Origin of the sequence: Vibrio sp. SCSIO 43009, from assembly GCF_023716525.1 — a bacterium.
Taxonomy (GTDB): domain Bacteria; phylum Pseudomonadota; class Gammaproteobacteria; order Enterobacterales; family Vibrionaceae; genus Vibrio; species Vibrio alginolyticus.
The window spans coordinates 2,491,573-2,515,330 of the sequence record NZ_CP071842.1; the positions used below are offsets into that span (position 1 = coordinate 2,491,573).

General features: G+C 43.6%; 22 protein-coding genes and 1 pseudogene. 10 read left to right on the forward strand and 13 right to left on the reverse strand.

Going from position 1 to position 23,758, the window contains the following annotated elements; translation table 11 throughout:
- Window positions 1-44: 44 nt before the first annotated feature.
- Window positions 45-548 (reverse strand): DUF4442 domain-containing protein, encoded by a 504-nt coding sequence (locus J4N43_RS11520; protein ID WP_005382144.1) that lies wholly within the window; start codon window positions 546-548, stop codon window positions 45-47.
- Window positions 549-748: 200 nt separating this feature from the next.
- Between J4N43_RS11520 and fcrX the strand changes: the two genes are divergently transcribed.
- A complete protein-coding gene (fcrX, locus tag J4N43_RS11525; protein ID WP_005382141.1) occupies window positions 749-1,198 on the forward strand; it encodes a ferric iron uptake transcriptional regulator FcrX in 450 nt (149 codons plus the stop codon).
- A gap of 223 nt (window positions 1,199-1,421) precedes the next feature.
- Here the strand turns inward: fcrX and glnS are convergent, their stop codons facing one another.
- Both glnS and nagE read right to left on the reverse strand, forming a co-directional pair.
- Window positions 1,422-3,092, reverse strand: coding sequence for a glutamine--tRNA ligase (gene glnS, locus J4N43_RS11530; RefSeq protein WP_005382124.1), 1,671 nt, complete (start codon window positions 3,090-3,092; stop codon window positions 1,422-1,424).
- Between the two features lie 276 nt (window positions 3,093-3,368).
- A complete protein-coding gene (gene nagE / locus J4N43_RS11535; protein WP_005384985.1) occupies window positions 3,369-4,862 on the reverse strand; it encodes an N-acetylglucosamine-specific PTS transporter subunit IIBC in 1,494 nt (497 codons plus the stop codon).
- A gap of 490 nt (window positions 4,863-5,352) precedes the next feature.
- Between nagE and nagA the strand changes: the two genes are divergently transcribed.
- The 4 genes from nagA (at window position 5,353) to asnB (ending at window position 11,272) form a co-directional block, all read left to right on the forward strand.
- Complete coding sequence (nagA, locus tag J4N43_RS11540) at window positions 5,353-6,489, forward strand: N-acetylglucosamine-6-phosphate deacetylase (protein ID WP_053350445.1); 1,137 nt, start codon at window positions 5,353-5,355, stop codon at window positions 6,487-6,489.
- Between the two features lie 2 nt (window positions 6,490-6,491).
- Window positions 6,492-7,706 carry a DNA-binding transcriptional regulator NagC gene (gene nagC, locus J4N43_RS11545; RefSeq protein ID WP_005382105.1) on the forward strand — a complete coding sequence of 405 codons (1,215 nt, stop codon included), beginning with the start codon at window positions 6,492-6,494 and terminating at the stop codon, window positions 7,704-7,706.
- 81 nt (window positions 7,707-7,787) lie between these two features.
- Window positions 7,788-9,377 carry a cation:proton antiporter domain-containing protein gene (locus J4N43_RS11550; RefSeq protein ID WP_158159584.1) on the forward strand — a complete coding sequence of 530 codons (1,590 nt, stop codon included), beginning with the start codon at window positions 7,788-7,790 and terminating at the stop codon, window positions 9,375-9,377.
- 230 nt (window positions 9,378-9,607) lie between these two features.
- Window positions 9,608-11,272 (forward strand): asparagine synthase B, encoded by a 1,665-nt coding sequence (gene asnB, locus J4N43_RS11555; protein WP_005384979.1) that lies wholly within the window; start codon window positions 9,608-9,610, stop codon window positions 11,270-11,272.
- Window positions 11,273-11,387: 115 nt separating this feature from the next.
- Here asnB and rfaH read toward each other — a convergent pair whose 3' ends face one another.
- Window positions 11,388-11,888: a transcription/translation regulatory transformer protein RfaH gene (rfaH, locus tag J4N43_RS11560; RefSeq protein ID WP_005382098.1), complete on the reverse strand. Its 501-nt coding sequence runs from the start codon at window positions 11,886-11,888 to the stop codon at window positions 11,388-11,390.
- Window positions 11,889-12,221: 333 nt separating this feature from the next.
- Between rfaH and J4N43_RS11565 the strand changes: the two genes are divergently transcribed.
- Window positions 12,222-13,610, forward strand: coding sequence for a peptide MFS transporter (locus J4N43_RS11565; RefSeq protein ID WP_005382097.1), 1,389 nt, complete (start codon window positions 12,222-12,224; stop codon window positions 13,608-13,610).
- A gap of 49 nt (window positions 13,611-13,659) precedes the next feature.
- Here J4N43_RS11565 and hemH read toward each other — a convergent pair.
- The 3 genes and pseudogenes from hemH to htpG all read right to left on the reverse strand — a co-directional run bounded on the left by hemH (window position 13,660) and on the right by htpG (window position 17,658).
- A pseudogene (gene hemH / locus J4N43_RS11570) lies at window positions 13,660-14,621 on the reverse strand (ferrochelatase).
- A 167-nt stretch (window positions 14,622-14,788) separates the two neighbouring features.
- Window positions 14,789-15,433 (reverse strand): adenylate kinase, encoded by a 645-nt coding sequence (gene adk / locus J4N43_RS11575; RefSeq protein ID WP_005382094.1) that lies wholly within the window; start codon window positions 15,431-15,433, stop codon window positions 14,789-14,791.
- 320 nt (window positions 15,434-15,753) lie between these two features.
- A complete protein-coding gene (gene htpG, locus J4N43_RS11580; RefSeq protein ID WP_053350443.1) occupies window positions 15,754-17,658 on the reverse strand; it encodes a molecular chaperone HtpG in 1,905 nt (634 codons plus the stop codon).
- A gap of 271 nt (window positions 17,659-17,929) precedes the next feature.
- Between htpG and J4N43_RS11585 the strand changes: the two genes are divergently transcribed.
- From J4N43_RS11585 to J4N43_RS11600, 4 genes are read left to right on the forward strand one after another with little or no spacing between them, the layout of a single operon-like run.
- The gene (locus J4N43_RS11585) at window positions 17,930-18,808 is read left to right on the forward strand and encodes a transcriptional regulator (RefSeq protein ID WP_005382092.1); all 879 of its coding nucleotides are present in this window, start codon (window positions 17,930-17,932) and stop codon (window positions 18,806-18,808) included.
- 11 nt (window positions 18,809-18,819) lie between these two features.
- Entirely contained in the window at window positions 18,820-19,335 is a 516-nt protein-coding gene (gene toxS, locus J4N43_RS11590; RefSeq protein WP_005382091.1) for a transmembrane regulator ToxS, read from the forward strand.
- 46 nt (window positions 19,336-19,381) lie between these two features.
- Window positions 19,382-20,137 carry a sulfite exporter TauE/SafE family protein gene (locus J4N43_RS11595; protein WP_047102891.1) on the forward strand — a complete coding sequence of 252 codons (756 nt, stop codon included), beginning with the start codon at window positions 19,382-19,384 and terminating at the stop codon, window positions 20,135-20,137.
- A gap of 21 nt (window positions 20,138-20,158) precedes the next feature.
- Window positions 20,159-20,437, forward strand: coding sequence for an Rdx family protein (locus J4N43_RS11600; RefSeq protein WP_005382088.1), 279 nt, complete (start codon window positions 20,159-20,161; stop codon window positions 20,435-20,437).
- A gap of 39 nt (window positions 20,438-20,476) precedes the next feature.
- Here the strand turns inward: J4N43_RS11600 and yfcE are convergent, their stop codons facing one another.
- From yfcE to J4N43_RS11630, 6 genes are all read right to left on the reverse strand, one after another.
- Entirely contained in the window at window positions 20,477-21,022 is a 546-nt protein-coding gene (yfcE, locus tag J4N43_RS11605; protein ID WP_158159583.1) for a phosphodiesterase, read from the reverse strand.
- A gap of 75 nt (window positions 21,023-21,097) precedes the next feature.
- Window positions 21,098-21,307 (reverse strand): hypothetical protein, encoded by a 210-nt coding sequence (locus tag J4N43_RS11610; RefSeq protein WP_005382086.1) that lies wholly within the window; start codon window positions 21,305-21,307, stop codon window positions 21,098-21,100.
- Between the two features lie 148 nt (window positions 21,308-21,455).
- Window positions 21,456-21,863, reverse strand: coding sequence for a CBS domain-containing protein (locus J4N43_RS11615; RefSeq protein ID WP_053350442.1), 408 nt, complete (start codon window positions 21,861-21,863; stop codon window positions 21,456-21,458).
- A complete protein-coding gene (locus J4N43_RS11620; protein WP_005382084.1) occupies window positions 21,860-22,210 on the reverse strand; it encodes a P-II family nitrogen regulator in 351 nt (116 codons plus the stop codon). Before J4N43_RS11620 ends, J4N43_RS11615 begins: the two co-directional genes overlap by 4 nt.
- Window positions 22,200-22,991 carry a DUF1538 domain-containing protein gene (locus J4N43_RS11625; protein ID WP_005382078.1) on the reverse strand — a complete coding sequence of 264 codons (792 nt, stop codon included), beginning with the start codon at window positions 22,989-22,991 and terminating at the stop codon, window positions 22,200-22,202. The genes J4N43_RS11620 and J4N43_RS11625 overlap by 11 nt, the downstream gene beginning before the upstream one ends.
- Window positions 22,988-23,722: a DUF1538 domain-containing protein gene (locus J4N43_RS11630; protein WP_005382077.1), complete on the reverse strand. Its 735-nt coding sequence runs from the start codon at window positions 23,720-23,722 to the stop codon at window positions 22,988-22,990. The genes J4N43_RS11625 and J4N43_RS11630 overlap by 4 nt, the downstream gene beginning before the upstream one ends.
- Window positions 23,723-23,758: the final 36 nt, after the last annotated feature.

Here is a 23,758-nt window from a genome sequence, read left to right on the forward strand (position 1 = left end):
AATGATGCAAAGACCTCCACTTGGAGGTCTTTTTGTATGTATTGTCACACAGCATCGGTGAGTACTTCCTCTTCGCGATACTGAGGTTTCTTTCTTACATAAAGCTTGCGTTGAACCTCTGAAACCACATTCCCCTGTTTATCTTTTACATGAGTAATAAACTCAGGAAAACACTTTTCTCCATTCCGTGTCATTTGATAAATGTTTTCCAGCATCCCTTCAGTGACCTCAAATTCTGCAAACAAATCACTTTGCCCCGGCTTAATAAAGTTAATGCTTGCCTCTTTATCCCACACATAATATTCCTCTCGTAGAATCCCCATCAGCATCAACGAGTAAATAGGATCAGTTAAAGAGAAAATACTGCCGCCATATTGGGTGCGATTGGCATTTTTATTCCACCAGCGAAGCTTTAAACGTACCTTTACAGTACGGAAGTCTTGAGAAATATGTAAGATTTTAATACCCGCCCCCCAAAAAGGAGGCCAAATATTGAGTGCGAACTTTACAATTCCTGGTTTGTATATCTTCGCTAGTCGCCTATTCATCGCTATCCCTGCCCTCTCCAAGCTTAATGTTACACAATTGTAACTGGTCAGAGCTGTAATATAATGGACCTGTTTCTAATTTACAAAAAGATTCTATTAACCCTTTGAAGTTCGTGGTTTAATGTTCCGAACGCTTATCCTATAATGGTAGGAAGATTGAATTCTGTTAAATCGCTGCAGATGATCCAACGGGAAAGTATATGTCAGATAATAATCAGGCGCTGAAGGATGCGGGTTTAAAAGTAACCCTTCCGAGGCTAAAAATTCTAGAAGTACTTCAGCAGCCAGACTGCCAGCACATCAGTGCTGAAGATTTGTACAAAAAGTTGATTGATCTAGGTGAAGAAATTGGCCTAGCAACTGTTTACCGAGTTCTAAACCAGTTCGACGATGCTGGTATTGTAACTCGTCACCACTTTGAAGGTGGAAAGTCAGTCTTCGAATTATCGACTCAACATCACCACGACCACCTAGTGTGCCTAGACTGTGGTGAGGTAATTGAATTTTCTGACGATCTTATCGAAGAACGTCAAAAAGAGATTGCAGCTAAGTACAATGTTACACTAACAAACCACAGCTTATACTTGTACGGCAAGTGTAGCGATGGTGGCTGTAAAGACAATCCAGATGCACACAAACCGAAAAAATAAGGGTTTGTTAATTTAAAAAGTAAACGTCAGCACATGCTGGCGTTTTTTGTTTCTAGAAGTCAGTACCTTAGAAGTCAGTACTTTGGTTACAGAACAACAGTTACTAAACGCCCATCTTTTTTATCCACAGTTTTGCACATCTGTATAGCACTCTGTGGGATTAGGTATAAAAAATGCCAGCGTTTGTGCTGGCATTTTTCATCACTCTCAGCATTAATCGAGATTATTGATTCTCAATTTTTGCCCAGGTATCACGTAGACCAACCGTGCGGTTGAATACTAGATTATCTGCTGAAGAGTCTTTCGAGTCTGCACAGAAGTAACCCATACGTTCAAACTGATAACCTTTTTCTGCTTCTGCAGAAGCTAGGCTAGGCTCGACAAAGCCATTGATCACAACTAATGATTCAGGGTTGATAGTAGAAGCAAAATCTTCCGCTGCGCCTGGGTTTGGCACCGTAAATAAACGATCGTACAGACGAATTTCCGCTGGAAGAGCTTTATCAGCTGACACCCAATGAATAACGCCTTTCACTTTACGACCATCTGCTGGGTTTTTACCTAGCGTATCTGCATCGTAAGAACAGAAGATCGTTGTGATGTTGCCTTCGGCATCTTTTTCAACGCGCTCAGCTTTGATCACGTAAGCACCACGTAAACGAACTTCTTTACCTAGCACTAAACGCTTGTACTTTTTGTTCGCTTCTTCACGGAAGTCTTCACGCTCAATCCACAATTCACGCGTGAATGGCACTTCACGCACGCCCATTTCAGGTTTATTTGGGTGGTTGGCAACTGTCAAGTTTTCTACTGCGCCTGCTTCAAAGTTTTCGATAACAACTTTAACAGGATCCAGTACAGCCATTGCACGCGGAGCGTTCTCGTTTAGGTCATCACGAATACAAGATTCTAATGAACTAAACTCGATCATATTTTCTTGCTTCGTTACACCAATACGCTTACAAAACTCACGAATAGATGCAGGTGTGAAGCCACGACGACGCAGACCTGAGACAGTCGGCATACGTGGATCATCCCAACCATTAACCAGTTTTTCAGTAACTAGCTGGTTAAGCTTACGCTTAGACATCACTGTGTATTCAAGGTTTAAACGACTGAACTCGTATTGATGTGGACGGCTTTCGATCGTGATGTTGTCTAGAACCCAATCGTACAGACGACGGTTATCCATGAATTCAAGCGTACAAATAGAGTGCGTAATGCCTTCTAATGCATCAGAAATACAGTGCGTAAAGTCGTACATTGGGTAAATGCACCACTTATCACCAGTTTGGTGGTGCGTAGCAAAACGCACACGGTATAAAACTGGATCGCGCATGACCATGAATGAAGAACCCATGTCGATTTTAGCACGAAGACACGCTTTACCTTCTTCAAATTCACCAGCGCGCATTTTTTCAAACAACGCCAAGTTCTCTTCAACAGAACGGTCACGGTATGGACTTGGTTTACCTGGCGCCTTTAGTGTGCCGCGGTATTCACGAATTTGCTCTGGACTTAGCTCATCTACATACGCTAAGCCTTTGTTAATCAATTCAATTGCATATTCGTAAAGCTTATCGAAGTAGTTTGATGAGTAACATACTTCACCACTCCACTCAAAGCCCAACCAGTTTACATCTTTCTTGATAGACTCAACGTATTCGATGTCTTCTTTTTCAGGGTTTGTATCGTCGAAACGCAGATTACATTGACCCTGGTAGTCCTGAGCAATACCGAAGTTCAAACAGATAGACTTAGCATGACCGATATGCAGGTAGCCATTTGGCTCCGGCGGGAATCGAGTATGCACGCTAGTGTGTTTACCATCCGCTAGATCTTTATCAATGATCTGGCGAATAAAGTTTGATGGACGAGCATCAGCTTCACTCATCTATAGCACCTCAAAAATATTAGTATTGTCAGAGAAAACGGAACCCTGTATCCAAGTATGGTTTCACAGAGTACATTGTTCCTAATGATCCACAATTCTAAGCAATTAGACAACAAGAACTCGCTCTAAAACGACAATATTTATCGAGTTAGCGTGAAAGCAAAGCAGATTCAAAGGGCCTAAACGAAAAAAGGCCTCCTGCGGAGGCCTTTTGCGATGTTGTAGTATCAATTGTTTGCAATACCAATAACAAACAATCGCACCACTATTAAACAGTTAAGCTGGTAACTGAACACCACTTAAGTCTTCATCTTTAGATACATTCTTCATCTCACCAGCAACAATCTCTGCTAGTGGACCAAGGATAACTTGTAGGTTGTTTGTACCTAGCTTCACAACTCCCATAGCTCCAAGATCTTTCAGAGTTTTCTCATTGATAACGCTCATATCTTTCACAGAAAGGCGCAAACGAGTAATACAGGCATCGATAGAACTTAGGTTGTCATGACCGCCAAGTGCTTTCAAGTACTGACGAGCAAGCTCTGAAGAATTGCTTGATCCAGCCACGTTAGATGAAGCTTCTTCATCATCTTCACGTCCCGGTGTTTTAAGGCCAAACTTAACAATCACGGTACGGAACACGAAGTAGTAAACCGCAAAGAAACCAAGACCTTGTACAATGAGCATGTACCAATTTACCGCTAGCGGGTTACGAGTCGACAATACTAAGTCGACTAAACCAGCAGAGAAACCGAAACCTGCAATCCACTGCATTGATGCCGCGATATAAACTGATAGACCAGTCAGCGCTGCGTGAAGAACGTACAGTCCTGGAGCAAGGAACATGAATGCAAATTCAAGTGGTTCTGTTACACCTGTAAAGAATGAAGCAAACGCAGCTGCAATCATGATAGATGCCACTTTCTCTTTATTCTTTGATTTCGCAGTATGGTACATCGCTAGAGCAGCGCCTGGTAAACCAAACATCATGATTGGGAAGAAGCCCGCTTGGTACATCCCCGTAACACCAACCGTTGCCGTGCCTTCAGCTAATGATTTCGCACCGCCAAGGAAGTTTGGAATGTCATTAATACCAGCAACATCAAACCAGAACACTGAGTTTAGTGCATGGTGCAGACCAACAGGAATTAGAAGACGGTTGAAGAATGCGTAAACACCTGCACCTGCTTCACCCATACCTTGAATGCTTTCACCAAAACTTACCAGACCGCCGTAAACTGATGGCCAAACGTACATCAGGATGAACGCAATAACGATACCAGCAAAAGACGTTAGGATCGGTACAAGACGCTTGCCAGAGAAAAACGCCAGTGCTTTGTGCAGCTCTACGTGAGAAAAACGGTTGTACAACTCAGCAGAAACAATACCAACCAAGATACCGACGAACTGGTTATTGATTTTACCAAATGCAGCAGGTACTTCACTTGGGTCAATGCCTTGAATTTGTGATACTGCACCAGGTGCCAAAAGCGTTGTGACAACTAAGAAGCCCACGAAGCCTGAAAGTGCAGCGGCGCCATCTTTGTCTTTAGACATTCCGTAAGCAACACCAACAGCGAACAATACTGACATGTTGTCAATGATCGCTGCACCAGCTTTAATAAGAAATGCAGCAAGTGCACTGTTTGCGCCCCAGCCATTTGGGTCGATCCAGTAGCCAATACCCATGAGTATTGCTGCTGCAGGAAGTGTGGCAACCGGCACCATAAGCGCCTTACCCACCTTCTGGAAGTATCCGAGAATGTTCACCTTAAGTTCCCCCTATAGGATTAGATGTTATGTTGAATGACTTATTTCAGCCGTCCAATTTAGTCATCCTAAGTTTATGATATTAATTTTGCTCCGCAAATTAAAAGCTCACCGTTTGTGATCATAATCACCACAATTTGCCCTTTCTGAAGGTTTTTGCTAGCGAGATCATAAAACTTATTTTATTATACGAAAAAATGGCGTTTTAAAGATAATATTCTCGCACTTTATGCAAGGCAGAATCAGTGTTATTTTGGTATCTAGGCGGGTAAATCACTGTAACTTTGCTCTGAAAAAGAATCATAGAAAAACCATACAATTATTACTTTTCAGTTAGTTACTATGACAATAACATCGATAAAACGCGACTTGCTGTATGTGACTCGTTATCTAATTCAGTGATACAAACTAAGTACCCATATGACTGAAGCAGTCTCTACTTAGATAACGATATAGAAATTGAATTCTCATCTATAAGGACTAGCTGACTATGTACGCGCTAAGTAACTGTAAAATTTATACCGGTAGTGATGTTCTTACCGATCATGCGGTCATCATCGAAAACGATCTTATTCAATCTATTGTGCCAGTTTCTGAGCTACCTCAAAGCATCGAAGTAAAAGACCTTGCAGGCGCTAATCTAAGTCCAGGCTTTATCGATCTGCAGTTGAACGGTTGTGGCGGTGTAATGCTAAACGATGCAATTACCCCTGAAACCATGCAAATCATGCACCAGGCAAACCTCAAATCTGGCTGTACTAGCTTCCTGCCAACACTCATTACGTCATCTGATGAAGATATGCGAACTGCAATTGCCGCAGCTCGTGAGTACCACAACAAGTATCAAAATCAATCGCTTGGTTTACACCTCGAAGGTCCTTACCTTAACGTCGCGAAAAAAGGCATCCATAACGTCGATTTTATTCGCCCATCAGACGAAAGCATGATCGACCTTATCTGCGCAAACGCCGATATCGTAGCGAAAGTAACGCTAGCACCTGAGCATAACGACCCAGAGCATATTTCGCGATTAAAGGCTGCTGGCATCGTGGTTTCAATTGGCCACACAAATGCAACCTACGCCGAAGCACGTAAAAGCTTTGAAGCAGGCATTACTTTTGCTACACACCTCTTTAATGCAATGACACCAATGGTTGGTCGTGAACCAGGAGTTGTTGGTGCAATTTACGATACTCCTGACGTATACGCTGGCATTATTGCTGATGGTTTTCACGTCGACTACGCAAACATCCGAATTGCTCATAAAATCAAAGGTGACAAGCTTGTTTTGGTGACGGATGCCACAGCTCCAGCAGGTGCTAACATTGATCACTTTATTTTTGTCGGTAAGAAAGTATATTACCGAGATGGTAAGTGTGTTGATGAAAATGGCACGCTAGGCGGCTCAGCTTTGACAATGATTGAAGCAGTTCAGAATTCAGTTGAGCACGCGGGGATCGCTTTAGACGAAGCTCTACGAATGGCCACGTTATACCCAGCAACAGCAATTGGTGTTGAGGATCGCCTTGGCCGAGTTCGAAAAGGGATGGTTGCAAACCTGACCATTTTCGATCGTGACTTTAAAGTAAAAGCGACGGTTGTTAACGGACAATACGAGCAAAATTAAGCATGAATGGCGGACAGATTGGTAATGTAGATTTAGTAAAACAGCTTAACAGCGCTGCGGTATATAGGCTGATTGATCAGCAAGGTCCTATCTCCCGTATTCAAGTCGCGGACGTGAGTCAGCTCGCGCCTGCTAGTGTTACCAAAATAACCCGCCAACTTTTAGAGCGCGGCCTTATTAAGGAGGTCGCCCAACAAGCTTCAACTGGTGGTCGTCGTGCGATCTCTTTGACTACTGAAGTCAAACCTTTTCATTCGATTGCCGTTCGCTTAGGTCGAGATTACGTACAGTTCAGTTTATACGATTTAGGTGGCACCGCGCTTGCAGAAGATCAGCATGAATTGCACTACACTAACCAAGCAGACTTAATCGCAGGGCTTATCGATTTATTAAAAGATTTCGTAAGCCGTTGCGAAGACAAAATTGATCAACTCATCGCTATCGGCATCACTTTACCGGGCCTTGTTAACCCAACAACTGGCGTGGTCGAATACATGCCTAATACCGATATCGATAATCTTGCTCTCGGTGAAATTGTTGGAGAGAAGTTTAATACAGCATGCTTTGTTGGCAACGACGTACGTGGCATGGCGTTGGCTGAGCACTACTTTGGAGCAAGCCAAGACTGCCAGGATTCTATTTTGGTTAGCGTCCACCGCGGTACTGGCGCAGGTATTATCGTTAACGGCCAGGTTTTTCTTGGTTTTAACCGCAACGTCGGTGAAATTGGTCATATCCAAATTGACCCGCTTGGTGAGCAATGCCAATGTGGAAACTTTGGCTGTTTAGAAACCGTAGCTGCAAACCCAGCGATTATTCAACGAGTGAAGCAACTGATTACTCAAGGATACGAATCAAGCTTAACCGACCTTGAAAACATCACAATTGAAGCGGTATGTCAGCACGCAATGAATGGTGATGAACTTGCGAAACAGAGTTTAGTGCGAGTGGGCAACCAGCTAGGTAAAGCGATTGCGATTACGGTTAACTTATTTAATCCACAGAAAATTGTAATTGCTGGCGATATTACTGCAGCACAAGATATTGTTTTCCCTGCAATTCAACGCAATGTAGAGAATCAATCTCTTAAAACTTTCCATAACGACCTCCCTATCGTGGCTTCTCACATTGATAAGCAGCCAACGATGGGCGCATTTGCGATGATTAAACGCGCTATGCTGAACGGAGTTTTGTTACAAAAGTTACTGGAAGACTAAGTTTATACAACCAATTGAGTTACAATCTCGGGCTGTGTTTTCACAGCCCGTTTTTGTATATCAGGAATACAGCTTAACAGTATGGAAATTATTCTAATTACAGCCGCTTTTTTAGCTGGTTTTATTGCGCTTAAATGCAGCCTCCCTCCCCTCGTTGGTTTTCTACTAGCTGGATTTGGCTTGCATGCATTTGGTTACCAAAGCAATGACGTTATCGTCACTCTCGCAGATCTTGGTGTTACTCTTCTTCTGTTTACTATTGGACTCAAACTCGATGTAAAAACCCTGCTGTCCAAAGAAATATGGGGAGGGGCAACCGCCCACAACATACTCTCTACCGCTTTTTTTGCCCTAGCGTTATCCGGCTTAAAACTACTGGGCTTGACTTCGCTAGCCAGTATGGACGGCAGCCAAATCCTGCTCTTAGCTTTTGCACTATCGTTCTCTAGTACCGTTTTTGCCGTAAAAGCATTGCAAGAAAAAGGCGAAATGAACGCGACCTACGGCACACTCGCGATCGGTATCTTAGTTATGCAAGATATTTTTGCCGTAGTATTCCTGACTGCTTCAACCGGAAAAATCCCAGAATGGTATGCCATCGGTTTGTTCGCACTGCCTTTCCTTCGTCCCCTATTCTATAAGCTGCTCGATAAAGTTGGCCACGGCGAAATGCTGGTGCTATTCGGTATTTTCTTCGCGCTTGTTGTCGGTGCTGGGCTATTCGAGTTGGTCGGGATGAAACCAGACTTGGGCGCGCTAATTTTAGGCATGCTACTCGCAGGTCACCCAAAAGCCTCAGAACTATCCAAGTCATTATTCAATATGAAGGAGCTCTTTTTAGTCTGCTTCTTTTTAAACATTGGTTTATCCGCCTCATTGAGCGTGAATGGCGTCGTTCTCGCCCTGCTATTTATCTTACTGCTACCAATCAAAGGACTCTTGTACTTCGTCACTATTAATCATTTTAAGTTTCGAGTACGTACCTCTTTGCTCGCCTCTTTATCACTATTTAACTACAGTGAGTTTGGTCTTATTGTTGCAGGGTTGGCCTATAAAATGGGCTGGATGCCAAGTGATATGCTTGCTGCGATTGCGGTTGCGGTGTCGGTATCCTTTGTAATTTCCGCGCCACTTAACCGCCTTAGCCATAAAATTTATCAACATTCAGGTAAGTGGCTACAAGAGACAGCGGTAGAAAAGCTCAATCAACGCGACCAACTCATCAACCCAGGTCATGCCCAAGTATTGATCTTAGGTATGGGGCGTATTGGAACGGGCGCTTATGATGAGCTACGCTCACGCTATGGCAAAATTTCATTGGGTATAGAAATTCGTGAAGACGCTGCACATCATCATCGTTCAGAAGGAAGAAATGTGATTTCTGGTGATGCCACCGACCAGGATTTCTGGGAGCGAATTTTAGATACAGGTCATGTAAAACTGGTTCTGCTTGCAATGCCACATCATCAAGGTAACCAAACAGCACTTGAGCAGCTTAAACGCAGAAAATATAAGGGGCAAATTGCCGCTATCGCCGAATACCCAGATCAATTGGAAGGCTTACTTGAAAATGGCGTTGACGCAGCATTCAATATTTATAGTGAAGCTGGTAGCGGTTTTGCTCGACACGTCTGTAAACAACTTCAGCCTAAATTCACACCAATTAAATAAGCAACAGCACTGATATTTTTTGAAAGGCTTTCTATTGATAGAAAGCCTTTTTTGTATATTTTTCATACCAAACCTTGATCTCATTCACCAAAACAACGGTTGAGTTAAATGTTTTCCATACAACAAGGCCTTTTATCATTTTTTTAATCACAAAACGTTGCTTTTTTTATTAGTAATGGCAAATTTAAACCATACCGATTAGAAATTGTTTAGTTTAGTAAGGATGTAGTATGTGTTCAGTATTTGGCATTTTAGACATTAAAAGCGATGCAGCCGCATTGCGCCCTATCGCATTAGAGATGTCGAAAAAACTTCGTCACCGTGGCCCAGACTGGTCTGGGATTTACTCTTCAGAGCGTGCTATTTTAGCGCACGAGCGCTTGGCGATTGTTGGCCTAAATAGTGGTGCACAGCCGCTATACAGCCCTGATAAGAAGCTCATCCTTGCCGTCAATGGTGAAATCTACAACCATAAAGAAATTCGTGCTCGTTACGAAGGAAAGTACGAATTTCAAACCGATTCAGACTGTGAAGTCATTCTTGCACTTTACCAAGATATGGGTGCAGATCTCCTTGAAGAACTAAACGGTATTTTCGCTTTTGTGCTCTACGACGAAGAAAAAGATGAGTATTTAGTCGGCCGTGACCATATTGGTATTATCCCTCTTTATCAAGGTCACGATGAGCATGGTAACTACTATGTGGCATCAGAGATGAAGGCTCTTGTTCCAGTATGTAAAACAGTAAGTGAATTCCCTCCTGGTAGCTACTACAGCTCTAAAGATACTGAGCCAACACGTTACTATGTTCGTGACTGGAACGAGTACGCAGCAGTACAAGGTAACAGCACTAGCAAAGAAGAATTGACTGAAGCGCTAGAAGCGGCTGTTAAACGCCAACTAATGACTGACGTGCCTTACGGTGTACTTCTTTCAGGCGGTCTAGATTCTTCTATTACATCTGCGGTAGCAAAACGCTTTGCAGCGATGCGTATTGAAGATGATGAAAAGTCTGAAGCTTGGTGGCCTCAACTGCACTCTTTTGCTGTTGGCCTAGAAGGCGCGCCTGACCTGAAAGCAGCTCGCGAAGTTGCCGACCAAATTGGTACCGTTCACCACGAAATGACGTACACGATTCAAGAAGGTTTGGACGCGATTCGTGACGTGATTTACCACATTGAAACGTATGACGTGACGACTATCCGCGCATCAACACCTATGTTCTTAATGGGTCGTAAGATCAAAGCGATGGGTATCAAGATGGTATTGTCTGGTGAGGGCGCTGACGAAATCTTTGGTGGCTACCTTTACTTCCACAAAGCGCCAAACGCGAAAGAGTTCCACGAGGAGACAGTGCGTAAACTGCTTGCTCTGAACATGTTCGACTGTGCTCGTGCTAACAAGTCGCTGGCAGCATGGGGAGTTGAAGGACGCGTACCTTTCCTAGATAAAGAGTTCATTGATGTAGCAATGCGCTTGAACCCAGCAGACAAGATGTGTGGCAACGGTAAAATGGAGAAACACATCCTTCGTGAGTGCTTCGAGCACTACCTGCCAGAATCGATCGCATGGCGTCAAAAAGAGCAGTTCTCTGATGGCGTTGGCTACAGCTGGATCGATACGCTGAAAGAAGTAGCAGAACAGAAAGTGACAGACCAGCAGATGGAAACAGCTCAATATCGATTCCCATACAACACGCCAACGACAAAAGAAGGCTACGTGTACCGTGAAATCTTTGAAGAGTTATTCCCACTTCCATCAGCAGCAGAGTGTGTACCAGGAGGCCCTTCAGTAGCGTGTTCTTCAGCGAAGGCGATTGAATGGGATGAATCGTTCCAAAACTGTGTTGACCCATCAGGTCGTGCAGTACAGACCGTTCACAACGACTCATACTAATTCTCTACGATAAAGATAAGGGTCGGTTCGTCCAATCCTTTTAAAACAGACAGAAAATTAGATACGATCAAAAAGAGGTGCTTTTGCACCTCTTTTTATGTTTGATGGAATTAGGCTATTTTAAATCTAAATCACTATTGTCTATGCTGACAGGCACACGCTTGGTGATCATCTGAACTAGCATAATTGAGCGTTTCTCACCATCTTGTTCTTGGAAGATGGCATCTATGCCCGCAAATTGACCGCTTTTAACTCTAATTTGATCGCCTGGTTTTGGCATACATTCAGAAACGGTATTGTCATTACAACACTTTTCTAGCTGCATCAATTCGAAGACCAAGTCACCTTGAACTTCTTTCGGTTGAGCACCAAAACGCACAAAGTCAACAACACCTCGAGTAGAGCGGACTGAGGTGAAGTTTGGCCCTTGCTCATAATCAAAGTAAGCGAATACGTAACAAGGAAACAGCGGTTCCTCGACTTTTTGTCTTTTACCGCGCAAAATCTTCTCAACTTCTACAGTTGGATAAAAGCACTCAACACCTTGATTTTCAAGGTGTTGTTTCGCCCTAACCTGCTCCCCACGTTTACAATAAAGTAGATACCAACGTTTCATCTTTTTACTAGCCAATTCTATTTTGTTTTTATCCTAGCATTAAGCCAAAGTTGAGTCATTGATATTCAGTTTATCTATAAAAGTATGATTATACATCGCTCGCATTAACGACATTTTTCAGCAACTTACGATAAAGAAGTCCATAGGCAAAAATGGAAATTAAGTTTGTAACACAACCAATACACCATCATATAATCTGCAAATCCAATCAAAAACAGCCACTTAACAAACAAAAATAGTTGAATGGCAAAATTTTATTATTTGTCACTCGTTGAATTGCATTGTATACGTAGAAGTCGTTAAAAAATGTAATAACTATTATTAGAAGAGCTTATGTCAAACCAACATCAATATTTTGGTCATCCACGTGGCCTGTTCTTATTGTTCGGTACAGAACTGTGGGAACGCTTTTCTTACTACGCAATGCGTGCCATTCTCGTGCTTTACCTTACTGATACAACAATGAATGGCGGCCTTGGCTGGTCAACCAAAGACGCATTAGACCTATACGGCATATACACAGGGCTTGTGTATATCACGCCTCTTATCGGTGGTTACCTAGCAGATAACTATTTAGGTCAACGTCGCTCAATTTTGCTTGGTGGCGCGTTAATGGCCATCGGCCAGTTTACTCTTGCACTTCCTGCTGATGCTTTAGGTATTGGTTCGCTACACAGTTTCTATTTAGGTCTTGGCCTACTTATCACTGGTAACGGTCTCTTTAAGCCAAATATCTCAACCATGGTTGGCGACCTTTATCAAGAAGGTGACAACCGTCGTGACGGCGCATTCACTATCTTTTATATGGGTATCAACTTAGGTGCATTACTTGCCGGCGTCGTTTCTGGCTCTGTGACAACCTCTTACGGTTGGAAAGCTGGCTTTGTTGCCGCTGGTGTGGGTATGCTGGTTAGCCTAGTGATGCAAATGGTACTGGCTCAATCATGGCTTGGTGATATTGGTCGCGAACCAGCGGCGAAACGAGATCTAAACAACAAAAACGCCACCACGAAGCAGCCACTCACCAAAGAAGAAGTGAATCGACTAAAAGTAATTCTGGTCATGAGCTTATTCACTATTGTCTTCTGGGCAGGCTTTGAACAAGCTGGTGGTCTGATGAACATCTACACTCAACAATATACTGATCGCATGATTGGTGGTTTCGAAGTTCCTGCTGCGTGGTTCCAATCACTAAACCCATTTTTCATTATTACTCTAGCGCCAGTTCTGGCTGTCCTTTGGGTAAAATTGGGTAAACGTGAACCTACTTCGCCAGTGAAATTTGCGATGGCACTATTTTTCTTGGCGATTGGTTTCCTTTGTATGGTTGGCGCAGTGCTAGAACAAGGTGGAGATACAACAGTAAAAACATCGATGTTATGGTTGGTCGGCGCTTTCTTCTTCCACACATTAGGCGAGCTGTGTTTATCACCAATTGGTCTTTCATTGGTGACTAAATTAGCACCGCTTCGCTTAGCTTCACTTATGATGGGTGCATGGTTTGGCTGTAATGCGATTGCTAACTATGTTGCGGGCTATGTGGGCTCTCACGTAGGCGAGTTAGGCGCTATGGCTATCTTTAGTGGTATTGCGGTCAGCGCAACCGTAAGTGGCGTAATTTTGCTCCTATTCTCTAATACACTCGTTCGCTGGATGCATGGCGCTGAAAATACGCACAGCACGGCAGAGCAAGTAGAAGAGCAGCAAGTACAAGTTGCTTGATCGCTCAACTAAACGTAGAAAGGGTCGCTATTGCGACCCTTTTTTGTATCTAAAGTTTAGATTGAACTAACTCAACCATCATCTCGATATGAAGTTCACTATCGTTCAAACAAGGGATGTAGGTAAAGTTTTCGCCACCAGCTTCAAGGAAAATCTCTTTACACTCTTCCGAGATCTCTTCCAACGTCTCTAAACAATCTGACGAAAATGCAGGGGTCACAACATTAATATTTTTCACACCCTTTGCAGGAAGTGCCTCTAGGGTCTTATCGGTATAAGGTTGAAGCCACTCTTCTCTCCCAAATCGGGACTGATACGTCACCAATTTGTTGTTCGCTTAAACCTAACGCTTCCCCAAGCAAGCGAGTCGTCTCTTCACAATGCTGTGGGTAAACATCACCATTGTCAGCATAGCGTTTTGGAATACCATGATAAGAACACAGCAGGTAATCTCCCTGACCATTCTTTTGCCAATGTTCACGAACTGAATGCGCTAACGCTTCAATATATTTCGGGTGATTGTAATAATCACGAATAAAGCTAAAGCCTGGCATCACCGGCAGGTTTTTAAATGCTTTAGTGATTCCGTCAGAAACCGCTGCCGTTGTTGTGCCCCGAGTATTGCGGATACAAAGGTAAAACAATGACTTCATCAACGCCTTGCGCCAATAGGGCTTCAAAGCCTGATTGTAAACTTGGGTTACCATACGTCATACCAAGCTCTACAGGTATATCAAGCTTTTGTGCTAACTTTTCAGTTTGGCGTTTAGAGTACACCATCAACGGCGAGCCCTCTTCCATCCATACTGATTGATAGAGTTTGGCAACTTTAGGAGCTCGGATAGGAAGGATAACGCCGTGCAATAGTGGACACCAAAGCCATCGAGTCATGTCTACCACTCGGTGATCATGAAGAAACTGACTTAAAAAACGCTTTACGGCAGGAGCGGTTGGTGCGTCAGGAGTTCCCAGGTTAACTAGGAGTACACCCTGTTTATTATTCTCTTTCATAACATCCTATTCATGGTAAACGGCTTGGTTCATATATTTAAGTAACCTCGAAGTAACGAATAGCCGAGCTGAAGTTAATTAGATATATGTTTACGAGTAAACTAAAAAAAGCGACCACTTGGGCCGCTTTCAATATATCAAAATATTAAATTTTTGACTTCAGCAAATTAAGATAGTGCTTTCTCGATATCCGCACTAACTTCAGCTACTTGCTTAGTACCATCAAACTTAAGGTACTTAGTCTTGCCTGCTTCAGCTTCTTTGCCGTAGTAGTTGATTAGCGGTGCAGTTTGCTCGTGGTAAACACCTAGACGAGCACGTACTGTTTCTTCTTTGTCATCATCACGAACAACAAGATCTTCACCAGTTACATCATCTTTACCTTCCACTTTAGGCGGGTTGTAAACCACGTGGTAAGTACGACCAGAAGGAAGGTGAGCACGACGACCAGCCATACGCTCAACAATCACATCGTCTGCAACGTCAAATTCGATAACGTAGTCTACGTCTACGCCCATTTCTTTTAGGCCGTCAGCTTGAGGGATAGTACGTGGGAAACCATCTAATAGGAAACCGTTTGCACAGTCTTCTTGAGCGATGCGCTCTTTGATAAGACCAAGGATGATTTCATCAGAAACTAGCTGACCAGCGTCAATAACAGCTTTAGCTTGTTTACCAAGCTCTGTACCTGCTTTGATAGCAGCACGAAGCATATCACCAGTAGAGATTTGTGGAATACCGTATTTTTCCATGATGAAGTTTGCTTGTGTGCCTTTACCTGCACCTGGAGCACCTAGAAGAATGATGCGCATGATTTATCCTCTTTAATATTTAAGATTTATACCGAAGCTCACAATAGCTGACCTCTTAGACATCAAACCTGAGAAGCACCTGCAACGATAAGTTTCGGTATAACGTATATAGGCGAGCAAAAATACACGCCTTATTACTCACATTCAAGTCGCAGATTCTATCACAGGTTCTCTGAGCAAAGAGTGTATTAAGACTAAAGAATGTTAACAGTACCCTCTTTCACGCCCTATTGATTATTAACTCAGCACTTGAGATGCAAAATTTTGCGACAACAAACAAAAAGCTCGCGAAATGCGAGCTTTTTGATTTGCAGAGGTTATTACACCTTAGTCAAAAGTTGATTAACGGCTCCTAAGAACTCTGTTGGATCCTCAATAGAGCCTCGCTCCGCTAGCATTGCCTGACCAAGCAGAACTTCAACCCAGCGACCAAACGCTTCTTCATCGGCTTCGTCAGCCATACGCTTAACCAATTCGTGCTCAGGGTTTAGCTCAAAGATGTATTTCACTTCCGGTACAGCTTGACCAGCTGCCGCAAGAAGCTTCGCCATTTGAGTGCCCATTTCGTAATCGTCCGTTACCACAACAGCAGGCGTGGATGCGAGTTTGAAGGTCGTACGAACTTCTTTCACACGATCGCCTAGGTAAGACTTCGTGCGCTCTACAACCGACTTAAACTCTTCTTCGGTTTCTTTTTGCTTCTCTTTTTCTGCTTCATCTTCAAACTGACTTAGATCAAGCCCAGCCTTAGTGATTGACTGGAACTGTTTACCATCAAACTCAGTTAAGTAGTTCATCAGCCACTCATCAATGCGGTCGTACATCAAGATAACTTCAATGCCTTTCGCTTTGAACTGTTCTAAGTGAGGGCTGTTTTTCGCAGCTGCATAGCTGTCTGCCGTCAAGTAGTAGATCTTATCTTGACCTTCTTTCATGCGCTCAACGTAAGACGCCAAGCCCACAGTTTGCTCAGAAGAGTCCACTTCAGTTGAGGCAAAGCGCAATAAACCTGCAACTTTCTCTTTGTTTGCAAAGTCCTCCGCAGGGCCCTCTTTCATCACAAGACCAAACTCTTTCCAGAATGATTGGTATTTCTCTTCGTCATTCTTGGCCATACGTTCAAGCATCGTTAGCACGCGCTTAGTACAAGCATTACGTAGAGACTGAGTCACTTTATTGTCTTGTAAGATCTCACGCGATACGTTTAGCGGTAAATCGTTTGAGTCTATTAAACCACGTACGAAGCGTAAGTATGACGGCATAAATTGCTCTGCATCGTCCATAATGAATACGCGCTGTACGTACAGTTTCAAGCCTGATTTGTGGTCGCGGTTCATCATATCCCAAGGTGCTTTCGATGGGATGTATAGTAAGCTCGTGTAGTCGTTTTTACCTTCTACACGGTTATGACTCCAGACCAAGGGATCGGCAAAGTCATGTGATACGTGCTTGTAGAACTCTTGATACTCTTCTTCTGAAATGTCAGATTTGTTACGCGTCCACAGTGCTTGGGCTTTGTTGATTTGCTCCCACTTCTTCTCATCTGTTTCCTTGCCTTCGTCATCACGAACGACAGTTTGGATTGAAACAGGAATGCCGATGTGATCAGAGTACTTACTGATAACGTCACGTAGACGCCACTCATTCAAAAACTCTTTACCCTCTTCACGCATATGAAGAATGATGTCGGTACCACGTGACTCTTTGGTAATGTTTTCGATGGTGTACTCACCTTCACCCGCTGAGTGCCATTGTACCGCTTCATCAGCGGCTAGACCCGCAGCGCGAGTGCGCACGGTAACGGCGTCAGCAACGATAAATGCCGAGTAGAAACCAACACCAAACTGACCAATAAGCTGAGAGTCTTTGCTCTGCTCTTCAGATAGCTTTGAGAAAAACTCGGCTGTTCCAGATTTTGCGATTGTTCCTAAGTGCTCAATCACATCATCACGGCTCATACCGATACCGTTATCAGAAATGGTTAAGGTATTTGCGCTTTCATCAAACGACAGTTTCACGCAAAGGTCTGCATTACCTTCGTATAGATCTGGGTTAGATAACGCCTGAAAGCGCAGTTTGTCTGATGCATCTGATGCGTTAGAGATCAGCTCGCGCAAAAAGATGTCTTTATTTGAATAAAGAGAATGGATCATTAAATGCAGTAGTTGTTTTACTTCTGATTGAAAACCACGAGTTTCTTTATTTTGAGATACGGTTTCGCTCATGTGTGCTCCATAACATCTAAACTAATTGGCTTTTTCATAGGGACAAGTTTGTGACTTTCCCCTTGAAATCACCTTACCGAGATGTCATTTAACATGTGGCTGACAAATGTAAATTCAAGGTCAATATTGCTAAAAACGGTGTTTTTTTAGAAAATTTTAATTATCCTACCCGTCTAAAAGCATCTAAAATGTCGTGCGCACTCCAAGCGCCCCGGTAATTTTGTGACATAAATCACCATAATTACAACATCATCCATCTAAGAAGAACTAAATGACTAACATTGGCACCAAATTTCTACTTGCTCAAAGGTTCACCTTTGATCCAAATAGTAATTCGCTCGCTGACCAACAAAACGGCAACGACGTTGTACGATTAGGAAGCAACGAAAGCCGTATACTTCTGATGTTGGCAGAGAGACCAAACGAAGTTTTAACCCGTAACGAGCTTCACGAGTTTGTTTGGCGTGAGCAAGGTTTTGAGGTGGATGACTCAAGCCTGACTCAAGCGATTTCTACTCTGCGTAAGATGTTGAAGGATTCAACAAAATCTCCAGAGTTTGTTAAAACGGTACCTAAACGTGGCTACCAACTCATTTGTTCAGTGGAACGCTTGAGCCCATTTTCTACTGACTCTAACACTGACGTTGAAGAAACCGCTTCTGAACAAGAAGCGCCAGCAGTGGAGTTAGAAGCGAGCGATACACCACCAACAGAGATAGTGACCGATACTACTGCTGATCTTGAGCCTCAAGTAGAGCCGACTAAAACTCAGCCGAAGCCAGCATCTAACACGATTAACTGGCTACCGCGTGTCATTATCTTTTTGTCTCTGCTGCTTCCTGTTTGCGTATTGTTATTCACGAACCCTGCGGAATCCCAATTCCGTCAGATTGGTGAGTATCAAAGTGTACCGGTGATGACACCTGTAAATCACCCTCAAATCAACAACTGGTTGCCTTCAATAGAGCAATGCATTGAGCGCTACGTGAAGCACCATGCAGAAGACTCGTTGCCAGTGGAAGTGATTGCCACTGGTGGACAAAATAACCAGCTGATTCTGAACTACATTCATGACAGTAACCACTCTTACGAGAACGTAACACTGCGTATTTTCGCAGGTCAAAACGATCCAACAGACATCTGCAAATAAAGGAGGCCAATATGAAGATTAAATTAGCATCTGCGGTTTTGGCCGTATCCGTTCTTTTCAGTAGTTGGTTGTATTGGGGAAGTGACCTAAAAGTGGAGCAGCTCCTCACAGCAAACGAATGGCAGTCGACCATGGTGACAGTCATTACAGACAGCTTGCCTGACGATACTGTCGGCCCACTACGCCGAGTTAATGTTGAATCAAACGTGAAATATCTCCCTAATGGTGACTATATTCGCGTAGCAAATATAAAACTATTCGCTCAAGGTTCAACCGCAGAATCAACGATAAATATCTCGGAAAAAGGCCGCTGGGAAGTAAGTGACAACTATTTGTTGGTCTCGCCTTCGGAGTTTAAAGATATTTCATCTTCTCAATCAAAAGACTTTTCCGAAGCACAGCTACGTTTAATTACTCAAATTTTTAAGCTAGATGCGGAGCAAAGTCGTCGTATTGACGTCGTGAACGAAAAAACACTATTGCTCACTAGCTTGAACCACGGTTCTTCGGTACTGTTTAAAAACTAATTTTGATTGGATGATAAGGGGGCAAGACGCCCCCTTTGTTTTGCTTATGGATTGGCTAGATACCACTACTCTCTTTTTCGGTTCACTAATCGCCAACACGCTGGCTTCACTTTCCGGTGGCGGAGCAGGCTTGCTTCAATTCCCTTTACTCATCTTTCTCGGCTTACCGTTCTCCGTTGCGCTAGGCACACATAAAGTGGCTTCGGTCGCTTTAGGCTTAGGCGCAGCAAGCACGCATTTAAGATCAGGCACTATTAAATGGAAAATCGCGCTCTACCTTATCTTGTCCGGCAGTATTGGCGTGATTTTAGGGGCTAACTTAATTGTACAGATCCCTGATGGTATCGCGGAAAAGATGCTCGGCACGATGATCCTAGCGCTGGGTATCTACTCGCGATTTAAGACATCGCTAGGCCAAGCTGAAGTAATACGCAACCGTCATCCTATTGGTTGGGTTATTGGTGGAATTGGCTTGCTGTTTATCGGCATCATTAACGGATCTCTTACCGCAGGTTCTGGTTTGCTCGTGACACTATTTTTGGTGCGCTGGTTTGGTTACGACTACAAACAAGCCGTTGCTTACACCATGATTTGTGTCGGCCTGTTTTGGAATGGCATTGGAGGCATTGCCGTCGTACAGGCAGGGGCGCCTATTCACTGGGCTTGGTTACCTGTTTTATTGTTAAGCTCTTTTCTAGGCGGCAGTTTAGGCGCATGGGCCGCGACTCGATACAGTAACAGAGTGATTAAAGTTGCATTCGAAATTCTCACGTTTGCGGTGGGCATCAAGTTGCTGGTTTAAAAAGATTAAAAGGAAAGTTTCATGGATAAAGCAATCATTGATATTTATTACTGCCGCCAGTGCAACTGGATGTTGCGTTCAACTTGGCTATCGCAAGAATTACTGCATACTTTTAGTGAAGAAATAGAAACAATCAGCTTACACCCAGACACAGGTGGTCGCTTCGAAATTTTCTGTAATGGCCAGCAAATTTGGGAACGGAAAAAAGACAGCGGCTTTCCTGAAGCCAAGGTGCTAAAACAGCGCGTTAGAGACATTATCGACCCAGAACGCGATTTAGGACATTCAGACACAAAATAGGGAGCAATTCGCTCCCTATTTTTTTACTTAGTAAAACCGTTAAATCATGGTTTGTGCTAATACTTCGCCTTCTGGCGTTTTTACCGTTAGCTTATTGTCTTCTAGAGTACCAAAGCTTCTCGGTAAGCCATTACGTGGGAATGTCATCGAGCCTGGGTTGAATATAATGGCTCCATCTTGCATCTCTGCGACGGGAACATGTGTATGCCCGTGGGCGATGATATCACCTTCGCGCAGTGGCGGCCGTTTTTCAGAGTTGTACAAGTGACCATGAGTCAAAAAGATTCTCTTGCCAGATTCAAGTAGCACCCATGAGTAATCCATCATCATTGGAAACTTCAATAGCATTTGGTCCACTTCACTATCACAGTTGCCACGTACAGAAATAATTTGATCATTGTATTGGTTCAATAAGTCTGCTACCTGTGGAGGGTTGTAGCCTTCCGGAATAGGGTTTCGCGGCCCATGGTTTAGCGTATCTCCTAGCAAAATCAGGTGGTGCGCACCAGAAGCCAAAAATAGATCAATGGTTTCTTTAGTTGCTGGCAAAGAGCCATGCAGGTCTGAGGCAAAAAATAGTTTCACGACATCATCTCCTCAAAAAGTATGAGGTCATTCTACGGCATTTTTTTAGCAGCTCAACCTACGACGGTTTGAATACTACTGGTAGCGCAATGATTCAATGACCATAGGCAAAACATAGAACCATGCTGCATACGCTGTTCCAACCAACACCAGTATCCAAAACACCATCGACATAAATTTTGATTTGGCTAGATGGTGCAGCGGATCGGGCTCTCCGCATCCTGGACATGCATGAGCGCGTTTTGAGATTTGTTTCTCACACACGGGGCAAGAGACTAAAGGCATGATACAGATTCCTCGACATTAGGCTTAGGGCGCAAAGAATAATGGTGAATCAACACATATGCAACCTAACATATATTAAATATTTTAGTTCTTTGTAACAGTCGCTGACTTGAGAAAAAATCGTTGATTTTTCATTTATATCAACCTATTACACTTCTTCTCGCACCATACCATTGATGACAATATTGTTATAACTCACCATCCCAATGACCTCGCCACTTTCAATGACCGGCGCTCTGCTTATGCCAAATCGCTCAAACAAACGGGCACAATATTTTACGTTCATATCTGGTTCGACACACAAAGCGGGCTTGGTCATGATTTCATAAATATTTGTGCGCTGAGGAGAACGATTATTCGCCAGCACCTTTTTGGCGATATCATTCATCAACACGATGCCATATTCATCATTATCATCTCGCTTTTTCACCACCAGCGCTTTGACTTGGTATTTTCTCGCTAGCGTTATGCCTTCGTATACGGTCATCAGTCCATCAACCATCACATACGTTGCCGCCATAACATCTCGAACTCTAATTATCGTTTGATCACTCATAATTCATCCTCAACCACTTTGGTCAACGTTTCTACTTGATGCGCGACACCGACTGCATCTTCAATATCGATCTGAATAGCAATGCCCTGCCCCGACTCTCTGTCGAATTCACCAACCTCATTAATGGTTTCTAATATGTGTCGAGAGAGATGTTCCTCGACCACAAACAGCAGCACATCTTTTTGCACTTCTAGCGTTAAACCAAAAAACGTTCGCTTTTGATTTAAACCTTGCCCGCGAGCATTGTTAATCACTGTTGCACCGGTCGCACCAGCATCGCGTGCAGCGTCCAGCACCTTGTCTGTTTTGCTGTCTTCAACAAACGCAAGTATCAATTTAAAGCGCATTTTCTTCTTCCTCCGAGACGTTTTTATTCAGCCACTGGGTTATTTGCGCATAGCCCATCACAGAGATCATAGGAAATAGACTGGCAAACGCGATCAAGCCAAAGCCATCAATCATTGGGTTTCTTCCAGGGACGGTCGAAGCAAGCCCTAACCCTAATGCAGTTACAAGTGGGACAGTGACGGTAGAAGTTGTTACGCCTCCAGAATCGTAGGCGAGTGGAACAATAAGCTTAGGAGCGTAAAACGTTTGAATCACAACGACGATGTAACCCGCGATGATGTAATAATGAATGGGATCGCCCACGACAATCCGGTAACTCCCTAATGCAATACCAATTGCCACCCCAAACGCAACGGCTACGCGCAAGCCGTTAATACTGATACTGCCTCCAGAGACTTGGTTTGCTTTTATCGCTACAGCGATTAAAGAAGGCTCTGCAATCGTGGTACTAAAGCCTATAAAAAAGGCGAAGGTGTAAACCCAATAATAGTCGACCCACATTAAGGCTTTCCCTACCGATACTTTGAACTCTTGTAAAAACTCCGGCGCCGTTAATTGCACAGCCATCGTCTCCCCAAGTGGAAACAACGCCATTTCTAATCCAAGTAAAAAAAGAGCTAGCCCGAAAATCACATAAACGAACCCAAGCAAAACTTTCTTAAGGTTGCTAACAGGACGCCTTAACACGGCTAACTGAAAACCAAAAATAATGCTGGCGATGGGAACGACGTCTCTAACGGTCGATAATAAAGTGTCTAGGAAATGATCAATTGAAATCATGTTACGACCATTCCGTAAACCATCACAAACATCATCGGTAACAGCGAGGCAAAAGCGATTAAACCAAAGCCATCCACCATAGGGTTGCGCCCTTTAATAGAAGACGCTAAACCGACGCCCAGTGCAGTGACCAAAGGTACTGTTATGGTGGACGTGGTTACACCTCCGGAATCGTAAGCGACGCCAATAATGGCTTCAGGTGCAAACCACGTCAGTATTACAACGCCTACATAGCCACCAATGATCATGTAATGAATCGGCCACCCTTTTAAGATACGCAAAACGCCGATAACGATGGCTATACCCACAGAGAGAGCTACTGTTACTCGAAGTCCTTCTCCGTAATCCTGCATGGACTGCTCTGAGTTAGCGATCATTCCGCCCTCTGCCGCAACTTCTGAGGCTTCTTCCGCTACCGCGGTCAATGCAGGTTCAGCTATCGTGGTGCCAAACCCCAAACAAAACGCAAAGACTAATAACCAAAACACACTGCCTTTTTTTGCAAAGGCTTGAGCCATACTCTCTCCGATAGGAAAAAGACCAAGTTCTAGGCCAAAGATAAAAAAGGTTAATCCTAAAACGACAAGCAACAAGCCAAAAAGAATGGAGACCAGGTTGGGCAGCGGCTCTTGCAAAACGACTAATTGGAAAAAAGTGATAACAATGATGATGGGTAATAAGTCACGAGCACTATTGAGGAGCGCTCGAAAAAGCGCAACAAATGCTTCCATGCCTATCCTCCTTGATTGTGCAAACTGATTACGCTC

Coding starts and splice junctions, on each gene's coding strand:
- J4N43_RS11520 (WP_005382144.1), bottom strand. CDS start 548: ATGAATAGGCGACTAGCGAAGATATACAAACCAGGAATTGTAAAGTTC.
- fcrX (WP_005382141.1), top strand. CDS start 749: ATGTCAGATAATAATCAGGCGCTGAAGGATGCGGGTTTAAAAGTAACC.
- glnS (WP_005382124.1), bottom strand. CDS start 3,092: ATGAGTGAAGCTGATGCTCGTCCATCAAACTTTATTCGCCAGATCATT.
- nagA (WP_053350445.1), top strand. CDS start 5,353: ATGTACGCGCTAAGTAACTGTAAAATTTATACCGGTAGTGATGTTCTT.
- nagC (WP_005382105.1), top strand. CDS start 6,492: ATGAATGGCGGACAGATTGGTAATGTAGATTTAGTAAAACAGCTTAAC.
- J4N43_RS11550 (WP_158159584.1), top strand. CDS start 7,788: ATGGAAATTATTCTAATTACAGCCGCTTTTTTAGCTGGTTTTATTGCG.
- asnB (WP_005384979.1), top strand. CDS start 9,608: ATGTGTTCAGTATTTGGCATTTTAGACATTAAAAGCGATGCAGCCGCA.
- rfaH (WP_005382098.1), bottom strand. CDS start 11,888: ATGAAACGTTGGTATCTACTTTATTGTAAACGTGGGGAGCAGGTTAGG.
- J4N43_RS11565 (WP_005382097.1), top strand. CDS start 12,222: ATGTCAAACCAACATCAATATTTTGGTCATCCACGTGGCCTGTTCTTA.
- adk (WP_005382094.1), bottom strand. CDS start 15,433: ATGCGCATCATTCTTCTAGGTGCTCCAGGTGCAGGTAAAGGCACACAA.
- htpG (WP_053350443.1), bottom strand. CDS start 17,658: ATGAGCGAAACCGTATCTCAAAATAAAGAAACTCGTGGTTTTCAATCA.
- J4N43_RS11585 (WP_005382092.1), top strand. CDS start 17,930: ATGACTAACATTGGCACCAAATTTCTACTTGCTCAAAGGTTCACCTTT.
- toxS (WP_005382091.1), top strand. CDS start 18,820: ATGAAGATTAAATTAGCATCTGCGGTTTTGGCCGTATCCGTTCTTTTC.
- J4N43_RS11595 (WP_047102891.1), top strand. CDS start 19,382: ATGGATTGGCTAGATACCACTACTCTCTTTTTCGGTTCACTAATCGCC.
- J4N43_RS11600 (WP_005382088.1), top strand. CDS start 20,159: ATGGATAAAGCAATCATTGATATTTATTACTGCCGCCAGTGCAACTGG.
- J4N43_RS11610 (WP_005382086.1), bottom strand. CDS start 21,307: ATGCCTTTAGTCTCTTGCCCCGTGTGTGAGAAACAAATCTCAAAACGC.
- J4N43_RS11615 (WP_053350442.1), bottom strand. CDS start 21,863: ATGAGTGATCAAACGATAATTAGAGTTCGAGATGTTATGGCGGCAACG.
- J4N43_RS11620 (WP_005382084.1), bottom strand. CDS start 22,210: ATGCGCTTTAAATTGATACTTGCGTTTGTTGAAGACAGCAAAACAGAC.
- J4N43_RS11625 (WP_005382078.1), bottom strand. CDS start 22,991: ATGATTTCAATTGATCATTTCCTAGACACTTTATTATCGACCGTTAGA.
- J4N43_RS11630 (WP_005382077.1), bottom strand. CDS start 23,722: ATGGAAGCATTTGTTGCGCTTTTTCGAGCGCTCCTCAATAGTGCTCGT.